The organism is Sphingomonas sp. P3_C5, from assembly GCF_056402635.1.
Genome location: NZ_JBFUHA010000012.1, coordinates 88,216 through 107,590 on the forward strand (window position 1 = coordinate 88,216; position 19,375 = coordinate 107,590).

Sequence of the window (19,375 nt, forward strand, 5' to 3'; positions counted from 1 at the left end):
ATTTGCCCGGGGAAGACGGCGCAAGGGGCGCGTGCTCACTTCGCCGCTGATAACGCCTCAACCCCGTTGATCTGTTCGATCAGAGCGCGGTGTGGCGGCAGATCATGCGTCGCGCGTTCGCCGAAGTGCTTGATCCGGGCGAAGATCTTCTCCGCGGCATTGGTGTTGGGGAAATCCGCCCGCCCTGGCGACAGGTCGGTTTTGAACTCCATCCCGTAGAGGATGTATTGATAGTTGAAGAACGCGAAGGACTCGAGGTCGAGCGTGAAGTCGAAGCGCCCCGGCGGACGGTGGCGCCATTGCTTGAGCAGATCGCGGAGCCGTTTGGGGATCGATACGGGATCGGCATTTTCGCGCCAGAAGGGCTCGGTGCGCTGGCTCAGGCAATAATGCAGCTTCAGGAAATTGACGATATTCTTGTAGCGCGCGGACATCAGCTCGTTGAAGCGCCGCGCGGGCGCCTCGACCGGACCGTTATGCGGAAACATTTCGGCGATCATGCCAATTGCAGCTTCGATCAGCACCACGCCGGTCGATTCAAGCGGCTCCAGAAAGCCGCCGGACAGGCCGACCGCGACGCAGTTCTTCACCCATTGCCGCTCGCGATAGCCCGCCTCGAACGCGATATTACGGGTTTTGATCTCCCCGCCGTGCGGGCCGATATAGGCGTTGAGGATCTCCGCGGCACGATCATCGTCGATATGGTCGCTCGAATAGACGCAGCCGATGCCGCGCGCACCGTTCAGCCCGATATCCCAGATCCAGCCCGCCTCATGCGCGGTGGCGATGGTGTAGCTCTCGATCGGCGCATCAGGTCGCTCATAGGGGACTTTGCAGGTGAGCGCGCGGTCAGTGAACAGGATCGGGCGAACTGATTTGAATGGGGCGTGCAGCGCCTTGCCGATCAGTTCGGCGCGAAAGCCGGTGCAATCGATATAGAGATCGGCGTCGAGGCGGCCGTGCTCGGCGGTAACGATATGGTCGATTGCCCCCGTCGCGCTGAGTTCGACATGGCCGAGCATGCCTTGCAGATGGACGACGCCGAGCTCTTTCGCCCGTTCGGCGAGGACCTGGGCGAGCCTCACCGCATCGAAATGATAGGCATAGTTGAGCGGCCCCGAGAAATCGCCTTCGTCGGGGCGTTTGGGTCCGCGCTTGGCCTCGGCGACGCGGTTCTGGATCGTCATCGCCTCGGCAAAGGGTCGGCGGGTCTTCTCGTCCTGGAGCAGCCAATAGGGGACGAGGTTACCCCCTTCCGCATGAAAGGGCGCCTCGAACGGATGGAAGAAATGCTCGTGCGTGCCTGCTTCCGGCGTGCGGACCCAGTCGACGAAGCGAATGCCCTGTTTGAAAGTCGCTGAAGTCGCCCGGATGAAGCGGCTCTCGTCAATGCCGAGGAATTTCAGCGTGGTGCGGATCGTCGGGAAAGTGCCTTCACCAACGCCGACAATGCCGATGTCAGGCGATTCGAGCAGGGTGATCTCGAGCCGGCGATTGTCGGATATCTCGAGGAACCGCGCGAGATACGCCGCGGTCAGCCATCCTGCGGTCCCGCCGCCGACGATCAGAATGCTGCGTTTGCCATCCATTGGGCGGACCCTAGCCGGTCCTTAGCCGCGAACGAACAGATTCTTGAGCCACAGTGGCCCGGCCTTGGCGGCCAGCCGCCAATCACCGTCATCGTCGGCGCTGTCGGGCGTATAGGTCCATGGATTCAGGACCTTGATCCGGCCCGTCTTGAAGGCGGCCGGGTTGCGGGTCGCGATCGTCAGGCCATGCTCAACCGCAGTCGCCGCGAGCAGGCCATCCCGGGCATCGGCATAGGACAGCTGGCGGCGGCGCCGCACCACGGCGGCATCGACCGGCAAGATCCGCCCTTCAAAGGCGGCCATCACCTGGTTGTCGATCCATTCGCGCAGCGCGAGCCCCGCTGCCTTGTCGCCGCGCGCCACGCGTGCCGCGCCATTGTCGAGCTCGAGCACGGTGATAGCGGAGATGAACAGGTTCTGCCGCGCGAGGCCGGAGGCCCAGCTCGCGAAAACAGGGTCGGTCCGCCCGGCGCGCGCCTTGCGCAGCTCGAAGACGACGCCGGTGTCGAGCAGATACATCAGCCGATCGCCTCATGCCGGTTCCAGACATTGTCCGGTCGCGAATCCGCAAGGTCGATATCGGCAAGGCCAGGCATCGCCAGCAGGTCGATAATCGTCTCGGTCTGGCCGGTGAGCTGGCGAAATGCATCGATACTCATCAGCACATGGGTGGGCTTGCCACGGTCAGTGATGAACACCGGTTCGAGTCGCGCTGCGCGCTTCGCTTGGCTCACATCCTGGTTGAATTCGCGGCTGGCAATAACCTTCATCGCGTCCTCTTTTCTGAGCCTAGGTACCTACATTATGTGTCACTTGTTGTAGGTACATTACTACGCTGTGACGAGTCTGCAACAAGGAGAATGTGATTTCCGGGAAAGTGACAACGTGGGCCACCTCGGCAGTGCTTTTTGGTTGCGCGTTCCGGACGAATTCGAGTCCCTGAGGCGAGGCCGCAGTATCAAAATCGCGGGAATCGACCGAAAAATAGGGGGGAGGATCTATGGCAGACGGCGTTATCGACAGCATGTGGTCGACGATTGGGGGGATCCTGTCGGCGCACGGCCCGGCGGTTCAGGCCACCGCGAAAAGCTACACGCCGGGCGATTTCAGCGTGCATTTCTTCCTTCAGCTTGCGGTGATCCTGCTCGCCTGCCGCGTGGTAGGCTGGATAGGCAAAAAGGCGCTTGGCCAACCTCAGGTGGTTGGTGAGATGATCGCAGGCGTGGTCCTCGGGCCATCGCTGCTCGGCCTGCTCTTCCCGGACATACAGGGCGCGCTATTCCCCAAGGAAACGCGCAACGTCCTTTACGCCGGCGCGCAGCTCGGCGTTGGACTTTACATGTTCCTGGTTGGCACCACGCTGCAGATCGACAAGTTCAAATCCAAGGCAAGGAGCGCGATGGGCGTCTCCTTTGCCGGCATCGCCGCACCTTTCCTGATCGCGCTGCTGATAACCCCGTTCCTGCTTGGCGTGCCGGGGTTGTTCGCGAAGGACATCTCGACTGCCAATGCCACTCTCTTCATGGGCGCCTGCATTGCGCTGACCGCCTTTCCGATGCTGGCGCGGATCATCAACGAGCGTGGTCTTGCCGATAGCGCGCTCGGCACGCTGTCCCTGACCGCCGGCGCCTTCGACGACGCCTGCTCATGGTGCGTGCTGGCGCTGGTCCTCGCGACCTTCGGTGCTGGTCCCGGTGTCGCGGTCCTCGCGATCGGCGGGGGCATTGCTTACGGTGCCTTCATTCTGATGTTCGGCCAGAAACTCCTCGCGCCGCTCGGCCGTGCTGTCGAGCGCGCCGGCGAGATGAGTGTGACTGTCCTCGCCATCACTTTGATGCTGTTCTGCATGTCAGCGTTCCTGATGGACGCGATCGGCATTCACGCGATCTTCGGCGGCTTCATCCTCGGTGTGGTCATGCCGCGCGGTGTCTTCGCGCAGGAGCTCAAGAAGAAGGTCGAGCCAGTCGCCGTCGTGCTGCTGCTGCCGATGTTCTTCACCTATTCGGGGCTCAACACGCGCATGGACATGGTCAACTCGCCCAGCCTGCTGCTGATCGCGGTCGGCATTCTCGCTGCCTCGATCCTCGCAAAGGGCGGCGCCTGTTATCTCGCCGCGCGCCTCGCCGGGGAAGACAATCGGACCGCACTCGGCATCGGCGCGCTGATGAACTCGCGCGGGCTGATGGAGCTGATCATCATCAATATCGGCCTGCAAAAGGGCATCATCGGCCCGACGCTCTTCTCGATGCTGGTGCTGATGGCGATCGTCACGACGATGATGGCCGGCCCGCTGTTCGAGCTCGTCTATGGTCGGCAGGCGCGTGCGTCGGGTGAGCTCGGCTCGATTGACGGCGGTCTGGTTCCCGAACCGGCCTGAGGTTCCTCCCCTGGGGCAGGCAGTCCAAGCCGGACCGCCTGCCCCTTTTTGCCTGGTGGCAGATATCCGAAACGAAGGGATTTTTCGTGAGCAACACGATACGGGCGGTTGCGCTCATGGCGCTTGGCGCCTGCGCCCAGGCCGCCGGAGCGCAGGAGATCAAGCTGAAGCCGCTGGTCGACGCGCGCTTCCGCTACGAGCATGTCGATCAGGACGGGATCGCTGATCAGTCCGATGCCGCGACATTGCGCATCCGTAGCGGCCTGCAGGCAAGCAGCGGCCCATGGTCCGCGCTGGTCGAGAGCGAGGCGACGATCGGGATCGACAATCATTATAATGACGGCCTCAACGGCCGGCCGCTGCCGCTGGTCGCCGATCCGCAGAATATCGAGCTCAACCGCGCGCAGCTTCGCTACGCCGATCACCATGTCACCGTCACGGCCGGGCGGCAGTTGCTCGAGCTTGCCGACCAGCGCTTCGTCGGGCCGTCGTCCTGGCGGCAGAGCCAGCAGACCTTCGATGCCGTGCGGGTGACCTGGGCTGGCGTGCCCCGGCTGACCGTGGACGCGGTGTATTCCTGGAGCGATCGCACCGTGAACGGCATCGACGGCAAGGGCGCCCGGCCGCAAGCCGTGCCGGGCGACAATTGGTTCGGGCTGACGAGCTATGCCGCGCCGATCGGCACGCTCACTGGCTTTGCCTATCTGGTCGATCAGGATCTGGCGGCGGTGCAGGGCTTCCGCCTGTCGAGCCAGAGCTATGGCGCGCGCTTCGCCGGCAGCCGGCCGATCGCGAAGGGCTGGAAGCTCGGTTATGCCCTCAGCTATGCGCGGCAGAGCGATTATCGTAATAATCCAAGTAATTACGCTGTAAATTATTATCTTGCCGAGGCCTCGCTGACTGGCGAGGTGCTGACGGCGACCGGCGGATATGAGGTCCTCGGCGCGGACCAGGGTGCGGCGCTGACGAGTTTCCAGACGCCGCTCGCGTCCTTCTTCCGCTTCCAGGGCTGGGCGAGCAAATTCACCACGACGCCGCCCAATGGCCTGCGCGATCTCTACGGAATGCTGGGTGCGAGTTGGAAGACCAAAGGGCCGGTCAGCGGCTATAGCCTGAGCGCGACCTGGCATCAGTTTGAGAGCGACCATCTCGCGCAGCATTATGGCAACGAGATAGATCTGCTCGCCCAGGCGAAGATTCATCGAACGACCGTGGCGGCCCGGCTGGCGCGATACTCGGCCGATACGTTTGCGACCGACACAACCAAGGTCTTTCTAACGCTCGAATGGTCGCTTTCCTGAGGCGGCAGGCGCCCACTGGGCGCATCTGTTGGAGAATTATGTCACACATCCAACAGGATCGCTCCTGTGAGCGAATATTAAGTGTCTGATATTACAACATAAATTATCCAGGGATTGTGTCGCAACCCCCTATAGGTGTGACAATATTCTATCTGGCAGGGGCGGAACCCTTCACGCGTGCGCCACTCTGGTGGCGCGGCCGTGTGATCGCTCCCAATATAGACTGACCTCCAGTCAATCACTGCGATAGAGCTGAATAACAGTAGGTGCCACGTTGAAATTAGACTGACTACAGCAGAGTCGTATCGGCTCCGTACCATTAACTCTCCTCAATCGCCGCCGAAACGAAACCAATGGCTGACTTGATCGTTCGAAGCGTACTCAAAAAATCTGGAAAGGATTTGCTCATGAGTCGCTTGAGTCTATTAGCACGTGGCGTCACTATGTCGGCGCTACTCGCGCTCTCCACCACGCCCGCACTTGCTGGACCAGGCAAGGCCGAGCGCGCTCGCATCGCGATCGCCGAGGCTCGCGCGAAGGTCGAGGCAGGTGCGCGGATCGGTGCCGGTGGCGAAGCGCCCGCACTTCATGATCGCGCCAAGATCGCACTCGCCAACGCCGAGGCTGATCTGGCGAACGGCAGGAAGGACGAAGCGATTATCGAAGCGCAGCACGCGTCCGAGCTCGCCGGCATGGCGGTCGTCGCTGCTGACCGCAACAAGGTGGCGGCCGTGCGCGCGGACCGCGACAGCGCCGAGGCCGCCGCGGTGCAATCACAACAGGCCGCCGCCGCCGCCAATGATCGTGCCGATGCAGCCCAACAAGCCGCTGCGAACGCGACTGCCGAGGCGACTGCGCTCCGCAATGCTCCGCCGCCCGCGCCAGTCTATGTCCCGGTGCCGACGCCCGCTCCAACGCCCACCACGACCACGGTCGCCACGACTGAGCGCACTGTCGTTCGCGCTCCGGCCGCCACGCACCGGCGCGTCGTGAAGCGGGTCGTCCGCAAGCCTGTGCGTCGCCCGATTGCCGAGAAGACGGTGACGACGACGGTGACGACGCACTAAGCGAAGCTTTCCGGTCCAGGGCGGCGGCTGTCGCCCTGGACGGATTGCCCTTCCCTTACAGATCCCGGCGTTCGAGCCGCTCCAACAGCGCGAACAGCTTGTCCGCCGCAGCCTGCACTGCGGCTGGGTCCGATACGCCCGCCACTGCAGTCGGCGGCGATACCGTCACCTCGACCAGATTCGTCACCTCGTTCGGGTCAGCCTTGAGATCGTACATCTCCCACTCTTGCGGCTCCTTGCCCGACGGATCGAAATAGCGCGCAAGCTTGAAATCATGGGTGCGCACGCACCGGACATGATTGGGCTGCTTCACCGATCCGAGAGTGAGATTTTCGACTGGGCCCTTGCCGCCCTTACCGCTGATCACGGAGGCGACCACCTCCTGATAGACGGCGAACTCCTCATAGCTGTGCTTCTCCTGCGCGGTCCGTGAAGGGGGCAGGGGTGCGGTGATCTCGTCGTCAGTGATGAACAGCACGCCCTCGCGCACGCAGCCATCAGGCTCGATGATCGGGATCTCGAGCGGCGTGTCGCTCATCGCGTTGATGATGATGTCCGACAGATCGACACCGGGCAAAGGCGGTACCGGTCGGCTTTGGGCGAGCTTCGCGCTGTACTGCCGGCGCGTGGCGGCATCGACGCCGGCAAGGCCGAGTACCGTGGGAAGGATGTCGATATGGCTGGTGAGCGCGTCGAGTTGCGCCGGCTCGGGCGCGACAACGCCGTCCGCGGTCGGGGCGGTCGTGTCCTCGGCCTGGGGGAATTGCACGACCACCGGCACATGCAACGCCTCCTGATAAGCGGTGTGCCATTTCTCGATCATCATCCCGTGCGCAGCGGCATATTCGCCGTGGTCGGCGAGGAAGACGACTATGGTGTTGTCGGCCTGGCCGGATTCCTCGAGCGCATCGAGCACTGCGGTGATGTGGGTGTCGACCACCGCGTGGAGCCAGCCATAGAGCTGGATGAACTGCAGGCAGTTGGTGTCGGGATCGTCGGAGAGCTGGAGCGGCAGGCAGCTCTTGAGCGACTGGGTCACCGCAGCCTGCATCTCCTGCTCGCGGAAGGGATTGCCGGGAAGATCGATGTTGACGCCGCCCTCCGGCAGCGCAGCGGTCGCGCCACCGACGATGGTGTTGACGAGATTGAACCCGCCCTTTGCGGCGAGCGCCAGCCCGACCTTATAGGCCATCTCATATTGGCAGCTCGGCTTGGTCGAGAGATCTTCATTCTGGGTCGGGGCGGGGCCGGCGCAATCCTGCGGAAAGCCGAGCGGGTTGAGCGGAATCTGGATCGACCCCGCCACTGGCGGCGGCGTGATATCGCCCGCCAGCGGAACCGTCAGCGGACCGAAGATCGACTGAGTCGTTGGGGTGAAGGTCTTGGGCCCGATGGTGATGGATTGCGGATTGTCGGCGGGCAATGCCTGAGCGATCACGCCCGGATAGGTCGCGATGTCATGCGGATTGGTGAAGGACGCGACCGCGAACCAGGGTGGAATGCTGCTCGTGTCGGGGCCGGTCGTCGCCGGATCCTCGACTGCCATCTGGGCATAGACCCGGTTGTAATTGGAGGCGAGGCCCTGGCGGCGGATGAAGGCGCAGGCGCTGTCAGTGAAGCCGGCATCGCGGTACACGCCGAGATTGTTCGCCTGGGCACCGTGCGGCTCGGGATAGCTCTCCTCCCAATTGTCGAAGCCGTAGCGCTTCAGCGAATGCTCGGGCGGATTGGAGACGTGCCATTTCCCGAAATAATGGGTCGAATAGCCGGCTTCACGCATCCAGGTGCCGAGCGTCGGAATGCCGTCGGCATCGAGCCAGGGGAAGTTGGCGCTGTCGCCGTTCTTGAACAGGCCGTCAGTCTGGGTGACGCCGGTCTTGGTGCCATATTGGCCGGTATAGATGGTTGCGCGGCTCGGCGTGCAGGCACTGGCGGCAATGCTGTGGTTGCGCAGCACCACTGAATTCCGGCGCAGGCGGAGCAGACCGGGGAAATATTTGGCGTAGGCATTGTCCGCGCGGACCTCGCCCTGGAAGCCGAGGATCTGCTTGAGGTCCTCCACGAAGCCGCCCTCGGCGCCATAGGAGAAGCGCGGGAAGCGATATTGGTCGCAAGTAATCAGCAAGATGTTCGGCGGCGGTGGCGGCGTGGGCGCCGGCGTCGGTTTGGTGTAGCCGCTATCGTTCGTGCCCTCAGTCATTATCCCCACCCCTTTTGTTTAAAGCTCAGGGGACAAAATGCGCGGGGCGGGACGGCGAAGGCAACCCGATCGACCAGGGGATTGCGCCAGACTTGTGGCTTCTCCTGTCGTGCTCCGTCCTCAACTTTACACTGCTTAACATTCGCCCGGAACGGGCGAAACACGGAGCAGGCAAAGTCTCCCTGCCGTCACGCACCGGGTCGGCGCTAAGGAGATCAACGACATGAACGATATTCCGGAAAACAGCACGAGCATGCAGAGTCCCGCCGCAGGGCGCGGATGGTTGCGGCGCACAGCGCTGGCAGCTGCGCTTGTCGCAAGCGGGGCGGCACTGCCGGTCCTCGTCGCATCTGCGCAAGGTGTCGGCATGGGCATGCATGGCATGATGCACGGCAGCTCGGGCGACATGCATGCCAGGGCTATGGGCCATATCACGCAGATGCTCGACGCGGTCGGCGCGAGCAGCGACCAGAAGACGAAGATCGGGTCGATCCTCCACACCGGTTTCGAGCCAATGGCCAAGCTGCATGAGGACATGGGGGCTACCCACATGACCCTACACCAGATCCTCGCTGCGCCGACGGTCGATCGGGCAGCGCTGGAGCAGCTTCGGGCGGCGGAGGTCGCGAGGATCGACAGCGCGAGCCGCGCCGCAACCGGGGCAATGGCCGATGCCGCCGAGGTGCTGCGGCCCGACCAGCGCGCCAAGCTGGTCGAGATGGCGGCGCAACACGGCCACGGTATGTGAGGCAGTGAGCGCCCTTCTGCCCCTCTCCTTTTCAGGAGAGGGGCAAGCTGCGCAGCAGCGCGGGGTGAGGTTGAAGGCGAGGCGCTCTTGCCCTTGGTCGCCCCGCAGTTCACCAACGGCTATAGAGCCGCCCCTTTTCTCCCATTCGAGGCAGCATCACACGCTGATGTCCGACAGGATTCTGATCATCGATGACGATGTCCGGCTGGCGGACATGCTGAGCGACTATCTGTCGGAGGGCGGGTTCCTGGTTGAGGCACGTCGCACGGGCACGGCGGGGATCGCGGCGGTCATCGATGACGGGGCCTATAATGCCGTGATCCTCGACGTCATGCTGCCCGACATTGATGGGCTCGAAGTGTGCCGTCGCCTGCGCGCGCAAAGCGATGTGCCGATCCTCATGCTGACCGCGCGCGGCGAGGATACCGATCGGATCGTCGGGCTCGAACTCGGTGCCGACGATTACCTGCCCAAGCCATTCAATCCGCGCGAGCTGCTCGCGCGGCTCAAGGCGATCCTGCGGCGGCGGGGTGATCCCAACAGCGGCCCCAACAGCGGCGATACGGCGAGGCTGCGCTTTGGTCGACTGGAGATCGATGCCGGGTCACGCTCGGTGCGGGTTGATGGCGAGGCGAAAATACTGACCTCCTACCAGTTCGATCTGCTGCTGGTCCTCGCCCGACATGCCGGTCGGATCCTGTCGCGCGAGCGGTTGATGGACCTTGCCCGGGGCGAGGAGCTCGAGGCGTTCGACCGCTCGATCGACGTCCATATTTCCCGCCTGCGCGCGGTGCTTGAGGACGTTCCCGCGCAGCCGCGCCGGATCATCACGGTGCGCGGCGCGGGCTATGTCTTCGCCAAGATCCAGGACCAGGGCTGAGATGCGACAGTTCCGCCGCCGCCTGTTCTGGCAGGTTTATCCGACAGTGCTGATCAGCGTCGCGCTGGTGGCGATCCTGGGCGCGATCGTCTGGCATCTCGCAGGCGTGGCGCCGATGGGATCGGTGCTGCGCATGCCCGGCCCGTTCATGCACCGGTTCCAGATCCATAGCCTCGGCATGCTGATCCTGGTTGCCATGGTGGTGGGGATCGGCGCCTTTCCGGTGATTTCGCGGATAACCCGGCGGCTTGAGGCACTGCGCGGCAGCGTCGAGGCATGGGGCGGCGGTGACCTGACTCGGCGCGCGGTGGTCGATGGCGGCGACGAGATCGCGGCGGTCGCTGCCAGCTTCAACGCAGCGGCTGACCGGACCGACGCATTGCTCGCAGCCCACAAGACGCTGCTGGCGCATGCCAGCCATGAGCTGCGGTCTCCGCTCGCGCGGCTGGCACTGGCGGTGGAGATGCTTGCCGATGCTTCGGGCGGCACCCTCGTACCGGTGATCCGAGGTGAGATCGCCGAGCTCGATACGCTGGTGGAGGAGATCCTGCTGGCAAGCCGGCTGGATCATGGCGCCGATATTGGCCAGTGCGAGATTGTGGATTGCCTGGCGCTGGCGGCTGAAGAGGCGGCACGTGCTTCGGTGCGGGTGCGCGACGTCCCGCCGGGCTCCCCCGCCTTCGAGATTGCTGGATCGCCGACGCTGCTGCGCCGCCTGATTCGCAACCTGATCGAGAATGCCATCAAACATGGCGCCGCCCCCGTCGAGATCGCGCTTCGGCACGATATGCTGGATAGCGAAGCGGCGATCGTCATCGAGGTGCGGGATCATGGCCCGGGCATCGAGCCGGAGCTGCACGACCGGGTATTCGAGCCCTTTTTCCGGCCGGCGGGATCGAGCGAGATGGCGGGCAGCTGGGGGCTTGGCCTCTCACTGGTACGGCAAATCGCCGAGCGTCATCGCGGGCGGGTAACCTGTTCCTCGCCTGGCCAGGGCGGCACCATCTTCATCGTGAAGCTGCCGGTTGGTGGCTGATAGCCACCTGCCGCGCAGCTCTCGAGCAGGGCAATATGGGCCGCGTCGACCGTTTCGAACAGCTTTTGCGCGTCGCAGGGTTTCTCGACGAAGCGGAACACGCCGCCGCGCATCGGCCCCAGCGCATGCGGCACGGTATCCATGCCGGTCAGGATCAGGACAACGAATTTGCCGCGATGATGGGATTGTAGTGTCTTAAGCACTTCGAGCCCGCTCAGCCCGGGCATGTTGAGATCAAGCAGCAGCACGCCGGGCTCCAGGCTATCCGCCTCGGCGAGAAAGGCTTCGCCGCTATCGAAATCGCGGACGGTCTGATCCGGACGGAGCTCGAGCAATCTCCGGATAGCCGTGCGAACGCCTTCATGATCATCGACGAGATATGTGGTGCGCGCCATTTCGGCATCTCCCCAGCGGCGCTGGCTAATGTTCCGGCCCGGCCGTTTCCTGGGGCCTGACCCGCGCGGAAAAAGCGCCTTTTCCGCAGATAATCTCTTTTTCACATCCTCCGTGGTCAGGTCTGGAGTTTGCAATTTCTCCAAAGCATTTAACTATCGATGCGGAGATTCGTTCCACGTCTGGTTAATATTGCGAAAGGTATTGCGCGATATAGATAAATTCCCGTGCCCTACCCGTAGAATTACGGAGTTTACCTTTTATTTGCCACGTACTTGGGCGATCTGCCGCGCCAGTCCGCGACCGGCCAAAAAAGCAATCGGAAGGCAGGTCGGATCAAGGGCCATCACTGTGAGAAAGACCTGGCCATCGCCACGCGCTGCGAGACAAAGGTCTAACAGACGTTGAGGCGCGCTGAGAGCTGACTCATCTCCAGTCGGCGCCAGAGTCGTCGAGCAGAGGGTGCGGCTATATTGGTTACCGCAGGTCCGTCACTCGACTCCAGTCGTGTTCGTGTTCGGCGAGGTGTCCGGTTCGCCGATCTGGCCAGGATTCACGACATGGATCAAGCCGCCCGGCTGGAGGATCAGGATCCAGTCCCGGCCATCGACGCAATGCGCGACCCATGTCGGGCGGTCCCTTACCTTCGCATGGACGGCCGAACTGGTGATGTGCTGGCAGGGAACGTTGGAATCCTGGATCGCGCGCATGAACACCATATCGCGCTGGCCGCTCGGCAAAGCTTGGATCTCTTCGAGATAATTGCCCTCGGCTACGGGCGTGGGCGCGGTGTCGTTCTGCGGCGTGGTGGGGCCGCATGCGCTCAGCAGGAAGGGGAGCAGGACGGTTGCGATGGCGGGGCTTTTCATCGGCGGGACTCCATGGGGCTGGCCGCACTCTGCCGGATTTCGGCGCGCTTCTGAAGAGCAAGTTTCGCGGGCAACGAGCGCAACGAGACTCCGGGTAGCGCAGGTTTCGGCGCGGTTGAATCGACAGGCGGGTGCGCCTGCATCTGTTGGGAATGTCATGCGGGGCGCTGACATTTTTCATCTGTACCGAACATTGTACAATGTTTGTGACAGAGCGCTGCGGTTTAAATTAGCATTGACTAATCGATTAGTGATGGCTAATTGAAAGCCATGATCCAGACCACCAGCATCGATGCAGTCATGCGGGCCCTTGCCGACCCGACCCGTCGCGCCGTGTTCGAGCGCATCGCCGGGGCAGGGGAGATCAACGTGCTCGAGCTGACCCGCACTAGCGGAGTCACTCAGGGTGCCATCTCCCAGCACCTCAAATCGCTGAAACAGGCGGGCCTCGTCGCTGATCGGCCTGAGGGCCGGAAGATTTTTTACCGGGCAAAGCCTGAAGGCCTCGCCCCGTTGTTCGACTGGCTGAGCCATTATGACGCCTTCTGGCGCGACCGCTTCGCCAATCTGCGTACTTTGCTGAAGGAGATCGATCCATGAACGACGCCGCATTGCAGACCCGCCCCCAGATCATGGTCGATGAGGTCTTCCCCCATGCCCCCGAGACGATTTGGAAGACACTGACATCGGCTGAGCTTATGGCTCGTTGGGTCGGGATGGTGCCGAGCGGGTTCGAGCCGGTGGTCGGCAATCGCTTCACCTATCGGACCACGGCGGCCGGGGAATGGGACGGCACGATCCAGTGCGAGGTTCTGGAGGTGATCCCCAACGAGCGCTTCGTTTATTCCTGGCGGGGCGGGCACGAGGGCAATGTCGGTTATGGCGCGCCGCTCGACACGCTGGTTACCTTCACGCTCGAACAGACCGAAGGCGGCACGCGGTTGCGCCTCGTCCATTCGGGCTTCGTCCTGCCCAGGAACGAGACTGCGTATCGCGGCATGAGCGCCGGCTGGTCTCAGGTGGTTTCCCGCATCGCTGCGATCGCCGAGGAGTCGGGCGCGGCAACGCAGCACTGACACGAAGATGGTTTGAACAGCAGGAGCAATGCCATGCAGGATGAAGGTCTGAAGACCCGGCAACCGATCGTGTCGCCGGAGACGTGGGAGGCTGCGCGCAAGCAGCTGCTCGTGAGGGAAAAGGCCGTGACCCGCGCGCGCGACGCGCTGGCCGCGGAGCGTCGGCGGATGCCGTGGATGGCCGTCGAGAAGGCGTACGTATTCGAGGGACCTGAGGGCAAAGCAAGCCTGCTCGATCTGTTCGAGGGCCGCAGCCAGTTAATCGTCTACCGCGCCTTTTTCGAACCCGGTGTGTTCGGCTGGCCCGATCATGCCTGTCGCGGCTGCTCGCTGGGGGCCGATCAGGTCGGCAATCTCGCGCATCTGAACGCTCGCGACACGACGCTTGTCTACGCCTCGCGCGCACCCCAGGCCGACATCGCCCGGCTGAAGGCGCGGATGGGTTGGGAGATGCCCTGGTACACCATCACCGACAGCTTCGACGCTGATTTCGGTGTGGATGAATGGCACGGCCACAATGTGTTTATCCGTGATGGCGATCAGGTTTTCCGCACCTACCTCATCAACAGCCGCGGCGATGAGGCGATGGGGAGTGTGTGGAACTATCTCGACGCGACGCCGCTCGGCCGCCAGGAGACATGGGAGGATTCGCCTGAAGGCTATCCCCAGAGCCCGCCGTACAAATGGTGGAACTGGCACGACAATTACGGGGCCGAGGCCGCGCCGGACCCGAAATGGGTCGAGGTCTCGGATGCGGGAGAAGCCAGCTTCCGGGAGCTCGAGGCGGGCGCAAAGCCGTGAGCGACGTGGGTGGAGAGGAAGGGGCCGGCGCTGCTTCTTGGCTAAGTCTCGCCGCCACGCCCGTTTTCGCTTTCATGGCGCTGCAGACGGCAGCGCATGGGGGCGCGGCCGATATTCTTTGTTCGGCCGCTCAGGGTGCGTCGCCGTTCAGCGGCATGGTCCCGATGTACCTGCTGATGAGCGTCTTCCATTCCGCACCCTGGGTGAAGGCCGCCCGGCGCGTTACCGCAGGGCGGCGAGCTGATCGACCAGCCGGGCATTGGCGAGCGTGGCTGCCTTGATCGCACCCTGCTCGTAAATCCCCGGCCGGGCGGTAAAGGTGAAGGTCTTGGCCTTGCCGAATTTCATTCCGCCCATGCCCCGCATCGCAGCGAAACCGCCAAGGATGTTCATCGCTTTCTGAACGCCGGCACCCTTGGTGGTATCCTGCATCACGGCGAAATCACCCTCGACGGCGACCGGCTGCTTGAGCGTGATCGTCGCTGTCTTGCCTTCAGGCGTAACGAGGTTGAGCTTCGAAAAATCGTCCACCACGGACATACCCGAGGTGACCTTGATGCCGCCGCCGAAGCTGAAGGCGCCCGGCTTTTTCGCGTCCGAGAAATCGATGAGATAGACCACGTCGATCACCGCCTGGCCGGTCGCCTTGGCATGCTGGCTCATGCCATATTGCGTGTTGCCCGCTGACATGGACATGCCCATTCCGCTGAAACCGCTCGGTGCCACGTCGCCGGGGAGCATGACCAGGCCGGGGATCGCGCCCGGCTTGTAATAGCTCGACTTGCCGGTGCTCTTCTTGTCGAGCTGGACGTTCGCATCATAGGGCGATGCGATCGGCTTGACCCGCGCAAAGGCAGCGCTGGAGAACATTGGCGCACTGTCAGCGACGGTGAAGCCCTTTGCCTCGAGCTGTGCCTTGAAATCGGCATAAGCGGCGTCAGTGATGGCCTGCATCATCGCGGGCGTCACGCCCTCGAGGACGCTCTTCGCCTTGGTCGTGCCGCCGAACGCGCCGATCATGCCGCCGGTCGCCTTGGTGTTGTCGACCGACTGGAAGATGAAGCCGATATTGAACGCTCCGATCACCACGGATTGGGTTCCGTGGACCGCCTGGGGCGACGAGATCTTGACCGGCTGATTGTCCTCGGCCGCGGCAAAGGAAAGCGGCTGCATGATCGCGAGGCCGGCGATGAGCGTGGTCGCGAAAGGGTGGTAAATCTTCATGGTGAGTCTCCTGATGATGGTGAGGGGTGCCGGCGATGGACCGGGCTATTGCTTGCCGAAGGCCGCGACCCCGAAGATTGAAAGGCCGGTTCCGGGCGAGATGTTGTAGGTGATACCCGCCTGCTGGGCGCCGCTGCCGAACAGCGATCCGTTGATGTTGGCCCCGCATCCGGTCGTGCAGATGCCGGTTGCCGCGACCGTGACCGTCCCGTTGATCTGCCCGGCGGCCGAATAGATGATCGAGCTCTGCGAAGGGCTGACCGTGCCGCCGGTTGATTGCAGCGCGTAGGAAACGCCGCCGATCGCCACGAGCAGGTCGACGCCCACACGGGAGGTGGCGAAGTCGAGGCTCAGCGCGCCGCTGAAGGTGCCGGGCGCGAGCGAGCCGTCGCTGATCACCGGTTTGGTCGCGCCGAGCAGCGTATATTGCGCGCTGCCCGTGAGAGGCCGGTTGGTGAAGGGCGTGCCGACCAGAGTCACCACACCCTGGTTTGCCGAGAGCGCGACCGGGGTCACGCCGTTCGGCGTGCCGGTGGGCGTGCCGTTCGCCCAGCGCGTCCAGGCGATGACTGAGGTGGATGTCGTCGCGGTGCCGAAGTCCACCGCCTGCGCGGTGCCGCGGCCGGCGACGATTGGCCCGGCGGCATAGCTCTCGATCGAACCGTCGGCATTGGCGACGACCGTGACATTGTCGGTCTGGAAGACGTCGTTGCCCTTGGGTCCGTTGCCGAGCAGCGTCACCTTGGCGGGCAGGGGGGTGGTGCCAGGCGGCGGTGTCGTTGTCGTTGTCGCCTTGCCGAGGATTGCAGCACCGTTCAGGATCGAGGTGCTGTCGCTCACCTGGACCAGCCCCCAGCCCACACCGAAGGTTGCCGCGCCGGCTCCGCCCGAGATGAAGTTCGCGGTCATTTTGCAGGCCGCGGTCGAGGCGCAGAGGTTTGCCGTCACTGCAGTGAGCGGTGCGTTGCCGTACAGCGAGAGGTCGCCCTTCGTGAGGGATGTGTTGGTCAGCGCCGGATTGGCGCTCCCGCCGGAACTCGAGAAGGAGAAGCTGGCAGGATCGGTGCCGTTGATCTGGCCGGAGATGATCCCGTCAAAGCCGAATTTTGGCGAGGACCCGAAGCTCACACCCAGGTTGATGACGGTCACCGGGTCATCGAAGGTGCGGGCGCCGCCGGGGAAGGTGGGCTCGGTCGCAGCGAGTACCGCATATTGCACCGTGCCCGAGGCCGGCATTGCCGTTGTCGGCGCCTGCGAGACGAAGTGCATCGCGTCGTTCGGGCCGAAGGTCAGCGTTCCGCTGCTGCCGCCGGTGAGGAAGGTGCCGTTGCCGAAGCGGCCAAGGATCCAGCCGTTGCCTGAGGCGAACTGAGTCAGCACCGCCGTGCCGGGCGAGCCGTAATAATCGAGCGAGGTCGGGTGACCGCTCGCATCGGTCTTGACGTTGGGCGTCCCGGGGTCAGCGGGGCCTCCCTTGTAGAGCCCGGACACTGCGGTTGGAGCGCCTACGGTCACGCTGTTGCCGATGCCGGTCGTCGGCGGGGTTGGTGTTGGTGTCGGGGTTGGAGTGGGTGTCGGCGTGGGTGTTGGGGTCGGCGTTGGCGTTGGAGTGGGCGTTGGCGTTGGAGTGGGCGTTGGCGTTGGCGTTGGAGTTGGAGTTGGAGTCGGAGTGGGGGTCGGAGTTGGCGTTGGGGTCGGCGTTGGAGTTGGCGTGGGTGTCGGGGTTGGAGTCGGGGTTGGAGTCGGAGTCGGAGTCGGAGTCGGCGGGGGAGTCGTCAGCCTGAGAAGCAACGCCGGGAGATTACCGCCGCCATTGCCGCCGCCAATCAGCCCGATCAGATAATTGTAGAGCGTGTTGACTCCGCCCCCCGGGAGCCCCGGGATCGACGGGTTCTGGACCAGCCCCGGCGGCAGCGATATGGGTGCGACACGGACAGGCGGGACTGCCTGCGGGCCGGAGCGGAACAGGGCGATCGGGGTTCCGCCGGGGCTCGTGCCAAAGGGTTCGCCGATGCCGAAGGTCCGCGTTGCGCCGGCCAATGTCACCGATACCGGGCCGCCCATCGGAAAGCCGGTCACGCCGCTCGGGCCGACCGTGAAGCCGGCGCCGCCGCCGAATGTCGCCGAGCCGCCCGGAAGGTTGACCGTGATCGGGCCCCTGCCGTTTACGATCGTCACCGCACCCGCGAGCACCGTGAGCCGTCCGTTAGCGCCGATCGAGAACCGCGCCGGCCCGACGAACGAGACATAGCTGCCATCGTCGAGCTGGACCTGGACGGTGCCGGTCGTGGTAACGATCTCCTGCCCGGCCGGCAGGTTGCCCGCCGCGATGAGATGGCCGTTGGCGTCTGTGGCAGCCGCGAACAGGATGGTGGCGGCAAGAGCCGGCGGGGCGCTCAGCGCGGTGCTGGCGATCAAGGCGGCGGTGATGGTATTGCGGACAAAGCGTTTCATGAACGGCTTCCCTTTGCGAATGGCTTAGAATTCGGCCCGGACGGCGACGCTCGCGGTGAAGCGGCGATAGTCGTAGAGCGCGATGTTGCTGAAGTTGCGGGTGTAGGAGACGCCCGGGCGCAGCGTGAGATTGCGTGCGACAAGCAGCTTCATGCCGAGGGAGAGGTCGATCTCGGCGTCACGCCGCTGCTTGAGGAACAGTGGATCGTCGGCATCGTGGAAGCGCCCTTCGACACCGGCCGAGGCGACCAGCGCGAGCTGCTGCGACAGCGGTTTCTCGATCGCGCCGCGCAGCGAGACAAAGGCGTTGGAGAGATTGTCCGACGCGGCACCGCGCGTCTGCTCCTTGCCGCCTGCCAGGGTGATGGCCGTGGTGCGATCGGCAAAGGTCGCGCTCGCTGCGAAGCGATCGGCGTCGCGCAGCGGATCGGTCGGGTAATCGAGCCGGTACCATTGCGCGGCGAGCGACAGCGCCCGGCCTTCCTTCAGCCGAAAGGTATATTGACCGATCACGCCAGCCGCCGAGCGATAGCGCGATCCGCCGAGCCAGAATTGCTGATATTGGCCGCTCAGCGACACCACGTCGCGATTGCCGAGCGTGTGGGCGATGCCCGCGGTGCCGGTGGCGCTGATCTGGTCGAAGTCGGGCATACGGGTGTTGAAGCGTCCGTCGCCGAGCGCGCTCACATAGAGCGAAGTCTGCGCCGATAGCGGCGCCCGCAGGCTCAGCCCGCCGCTCGCCCCGAGAAAGCCGCTGTCCTGCGACCGTGCCGTGCCGGACAAGGTGGCAGGCCCTAGAAAGGCGAGGAGGGGCAGGGTGATCGAGTTCAGGCTCGTCGCAACATTGATGTTGCTGTCATAGCCGCCCGACGCTTCGACGAAGCCCGAGACATTGGGCTCGCCGCCGCCGCGCACCTTGTCGAGATCGCGCACGATGCGGCTGAAGCGCTGGCGCACGGGATCCGGAATGCTGGGATCGGCGAGCACCGTATCGAATTGAGCGCGTGCCGATTCGAGATCGCCCATTCGGGCATAGGCGCGGGCGATCTCTGAGCGTGCCTCGGCATTTTCCGGCTGCACCGCCAGCACGCGCTGGAAGGCGAGGATCGCTTCGAGCCCGTGCCCGGCATCGGTTGCCGCGACGCCAAAAGCATAGTCGAAATCGGGATCGCCCGCCCGGGCCGAAAGCTGCGGCGCCAGCAGGGCATAGGCATCCGCCATCTGCCCGTCTTTCTCCAGCGCCAGCGCATGCTTCACCAGGTCGTCGACCTCAGCCCAGGCGGGTGCCGCCATGGCGATGGCCAGCAGGCCAAAGCCCGCCGCCCTGATTGCTCGTTTTGAAAATGCGCTCACTGGCCGC

The 19,375-nt window shown here is 63.9% G+C and carries 18 protein-coding genes; 9 read left to right on the forward strand and 9 right to left on the reverse strand.

Features of this window, described 5'->3' with window-relative positions; all coding sequences use genetic code 11:
* Positions 1-35: 35 nt before the first annotated feature.
* From AC1DVS_RS23205 to AC1DVS_RS23215, 3 genes are read right to left on the reverse strand one after another with little or no spacing between them, the layout of a single operon-like run.
* A complete protein-coding gene (locus AC1DVS_RS23205; RefSeq protein ID WP_478026774.1) occupies positions 36-1,589 on the reverse strand; it encodes a tryptophan halogenase family protein in 1,554 nt (517 codons plus the stop codon).
* Between the two features lie 21 nt (positions 1,590-1,610).
* Entirely contained in the window at positions 1,611-2,108 is a 498-nt protein-coding gene (locus AC1DVS_RS23210; RefSeq protein WP_478026776.1) for a PIN domain-containing protein, read from the reverse strand.
* A complete protein-coding gene (locus tag AC1DVS_RS23215; protein WP_478026777.1) occupies positions 2,108-2,359 on the reverse strand; it encodes a type II toxin-antitoxin system Phd/YefM family antitoxin in 252 nt (83 codons plus the stop codon). The genes AC1DVS_RS23210 and AC1DVS_RS23215 overlap by 1 nt, the downstream gene beginning before the upstream one ends.
* 230 nt (positions 2,360-2,589) lie before the next feature.
* Between AC1DVS_RS23215 and AC1DVS_RS23220 the strand changes: the two genes are divergently transcribed.
* From AC1DVS_RS23220 to AC1DVS_RS23230, 3 genes are all read left to right on the forward strand, one after another.
* Positions 2,590-3,966: a cation:proton antiporter gene (locus AC1DVS_RS23220; RefSeq protein WP_478026779.1), complete on the forward strand. Its 1,377-nt coding sequence runs from the start codon at positions 2,590-2,592 to the stop codon at positions 3,964-3,966.
* Between the two features lie 116 nt (positions 3,967-4,082).
* The gene (locus AC1DVS_RS23225) at positions 4,083-5,267 is read left to right on the forward strand and encodes an alginate export family protein (RefSeq protein WP_478026873.1); all 1,185 of its coding nucleotides are present in this window, start codon (positions 4,083-4,085) and stop codon (positions 5,265-5,267) included.
* 407 nt (positions 5,268-5,674) lie between these two features.
* Positions 5,675-6,334 (forward strand): hypothetical protein, encoded by a 660-nt coding sequence (locus AC1DVS_RS23230; RefSeq protein ID WP_478026781.1) that lies wholly within the window; start codon positions 5,675-5,677, stop codon positions 6,332-6,334.
* A gap of 55 nt (positions 6,335-6,389) precedes the next feature.
* On the opposite strand, the gene AC1DVS_RS23235 is transcribed toward AC1DVS_RS23230, so the two are convergent.
* On the reverse strand, positions 6,390-8,534 hold the full coding sequence (locus AC1DVS_RS23235) for a sulfatase-like hydrolase/transferase (protein WP_478026783.1): 2,145 nt from the start codon (positions 8,532-8,534) through the stop codon (positions 6,390-6,392).
* Between the two features lie 223 nt (positions 8,535-8,757).
* Between AC1DVS_RS23235 and AC1DVS_RS23240 the strand changes: the two genes are divergently transcribed.
* The 3 genes from AC1DVS_RS23240 to AC1DVS_RS23250 all read left to right on the forward strand — a co-directional run bounded on the left by AC1DVS_RS23240 (position 8,758) and on the right by AC1DVS_RS23250 (position 11,198).
* On the forward strand, positions 8,758-9,282 hold the full coding sequence (locus AC1DVS_RS23240; protein WP_478026785.1) for a Spy/CpxP family protein refolding chaperone: 525 nt from the start codon (positions 8,758-8,760) through the stop codon (positions 9,280-9,282).
* Between the two features lie 166 nt (positions 9,283-9,448).
* Positions 9,449-10,162, forward strand: a complete 714-nt coding sequence (locus AC1DVS_RS23245) for a response regulator (protein WP_478026786.1) — start codon at positions 9,449-9,451, stop codon at positions 10,160-10,162.
* A 1-nt stretch (position 10,163) separates the two neighbouring features.
* Entirely contained in the window at positions 10,164-11,198 is a 1,035-nt protein-coding gene (locus AC1DVS_RS23250) for a sensor histidine kinase (protein WP_478026788.1), read from the forward strand.
* On the opposite strand, the gene AC1DVS_RS23255 is transcribed toward AC1DVS_RS23250, so the two are convergent.
* Both AC1DVS_RS23255 and AC1DVS_RS23260 read right to left on the reverse strand, forming a co-directional pair.
* On the reverse strand, positions 11,120-11,593 hold the full coding sequence (locus AC1DVS_RS23255; RefSeq protein WP_478026789.1) for a response regulator transcription factor: 474 nt from the start codon (positions 11,591-11,593) through the stop codon (positions 11,120-11,122). The two genes, AC1DVS_RS23250 and AC1DVS_RS23255, sit on opposite strands and share 79 nt — an antisense overlap.
* Before the next feature lie 489 nt (positions 11,594-12,082).
* Positions 12,083-12,460, reverse strand: a complete 378-nt coding sequence (locus tag AC1DVS_RS23260) for a hypothetical protein (protein WP_478026791.1) — start codon at positions 12,458-12,460, stop codon at positions 12,083-12,085.
* Positions 12,461-12,730: 270 nt separating this feature from the next.
* Between AC1DVS_RS23260 and AC1DVS_RS23265 the strand changes: the two genes are divergently transcribed.
* From AC1DVS_RS23265 to AC1DVS_RS23275, 3 genes are read left to right on the forward strand one after another with little or no spacing between them, the layout of a single operon-like run.
* Positions 12,731-13,060, forward strand: a complete 330-nt coding sequence (locus tag AC1DVS_RS23265; protein ID WP_478026793.1) for an ArsR/SmtB family transcription factor — start codon at positions 12,731-12,733, stop codon at positions 13,058-13,060.
* A complete protein-coding gene (locus AC1DVS_RS23270) occupies positions 13,057-13,536 on the forward strand; it encodes an SRPBCC family protein (protein WP_478026795.1) in 480 nt (159 codons plus the stop codon). The genes AC1DVS_RS23265 and AC1DVS_RS23270 overlap by 4 nt, the downstream gene beginning before the upstream one ends.
* A gap of 33 nt (positions 13,537-13,569) precedes the next feature.
* Positions 13,570-14,337 (forward strand): DUF899 domain-containing protein, encoded by a 768-nt coding sequence (locus tag AC1DVS_RS23275; RefSeq protein WP_478026797.1) that lies wholly within the window; start codon positions 13,570-13,572, stop codon positions 14,335-14,337.
* A 222-nt stretch (positions 14,338-14,559) separates the two neighbouring features.
* On the opposite strand, the gene AC1DVS_RS23280 is transcribed toward AC1DVS_RS23275, so the two are convergent.
* The 3 genes from AC1DVS_RS23280 to AC1DVS_RS23290 are packed head-to-tail and all read right to left on the reverse strand — an operon-like array spanning position 14,560 to position 19,368.
* Positions 14,560-15,561, reverse strand: coding sequence for a hypothetical protein (locus AC1DVS_RS23280; protein WP_478026799.1), 1,002 nt, complete (start codon positions 15,559-15,561; stop codon positions 14,560-14,562).
* Positions 15,562-15,606: 45 nt separating this feature from the next.
* Positions 15,607-18,015 carry a hypothetical protein gene (locus tag AC1DVS_RS23285; RefSeq protein ID WP_478026801.1) on the reverse strand — a complete coding sequence of 803 codons (2,409 nt, stop codon included), beginning with the start codon at positions 18,013-18,015 and terminating at the stop codon, positions 15,607-15,609.
* Between the two features lie 24 nt (positions 18,016-18,039).
* A complete protein-coding gene (locus tag AC1DVS_RS23290; RefSeq protein ID WP_478026803.1) occupies positions 18,040-19,368 on the reverse strand; it encodes a surface lipoprotein assembly modifier in 1,329 nt (442 codons plus the stop codon).
* Between the last annotated feature and the right edge of the window lie 7 nt (positions 19,369-19,375).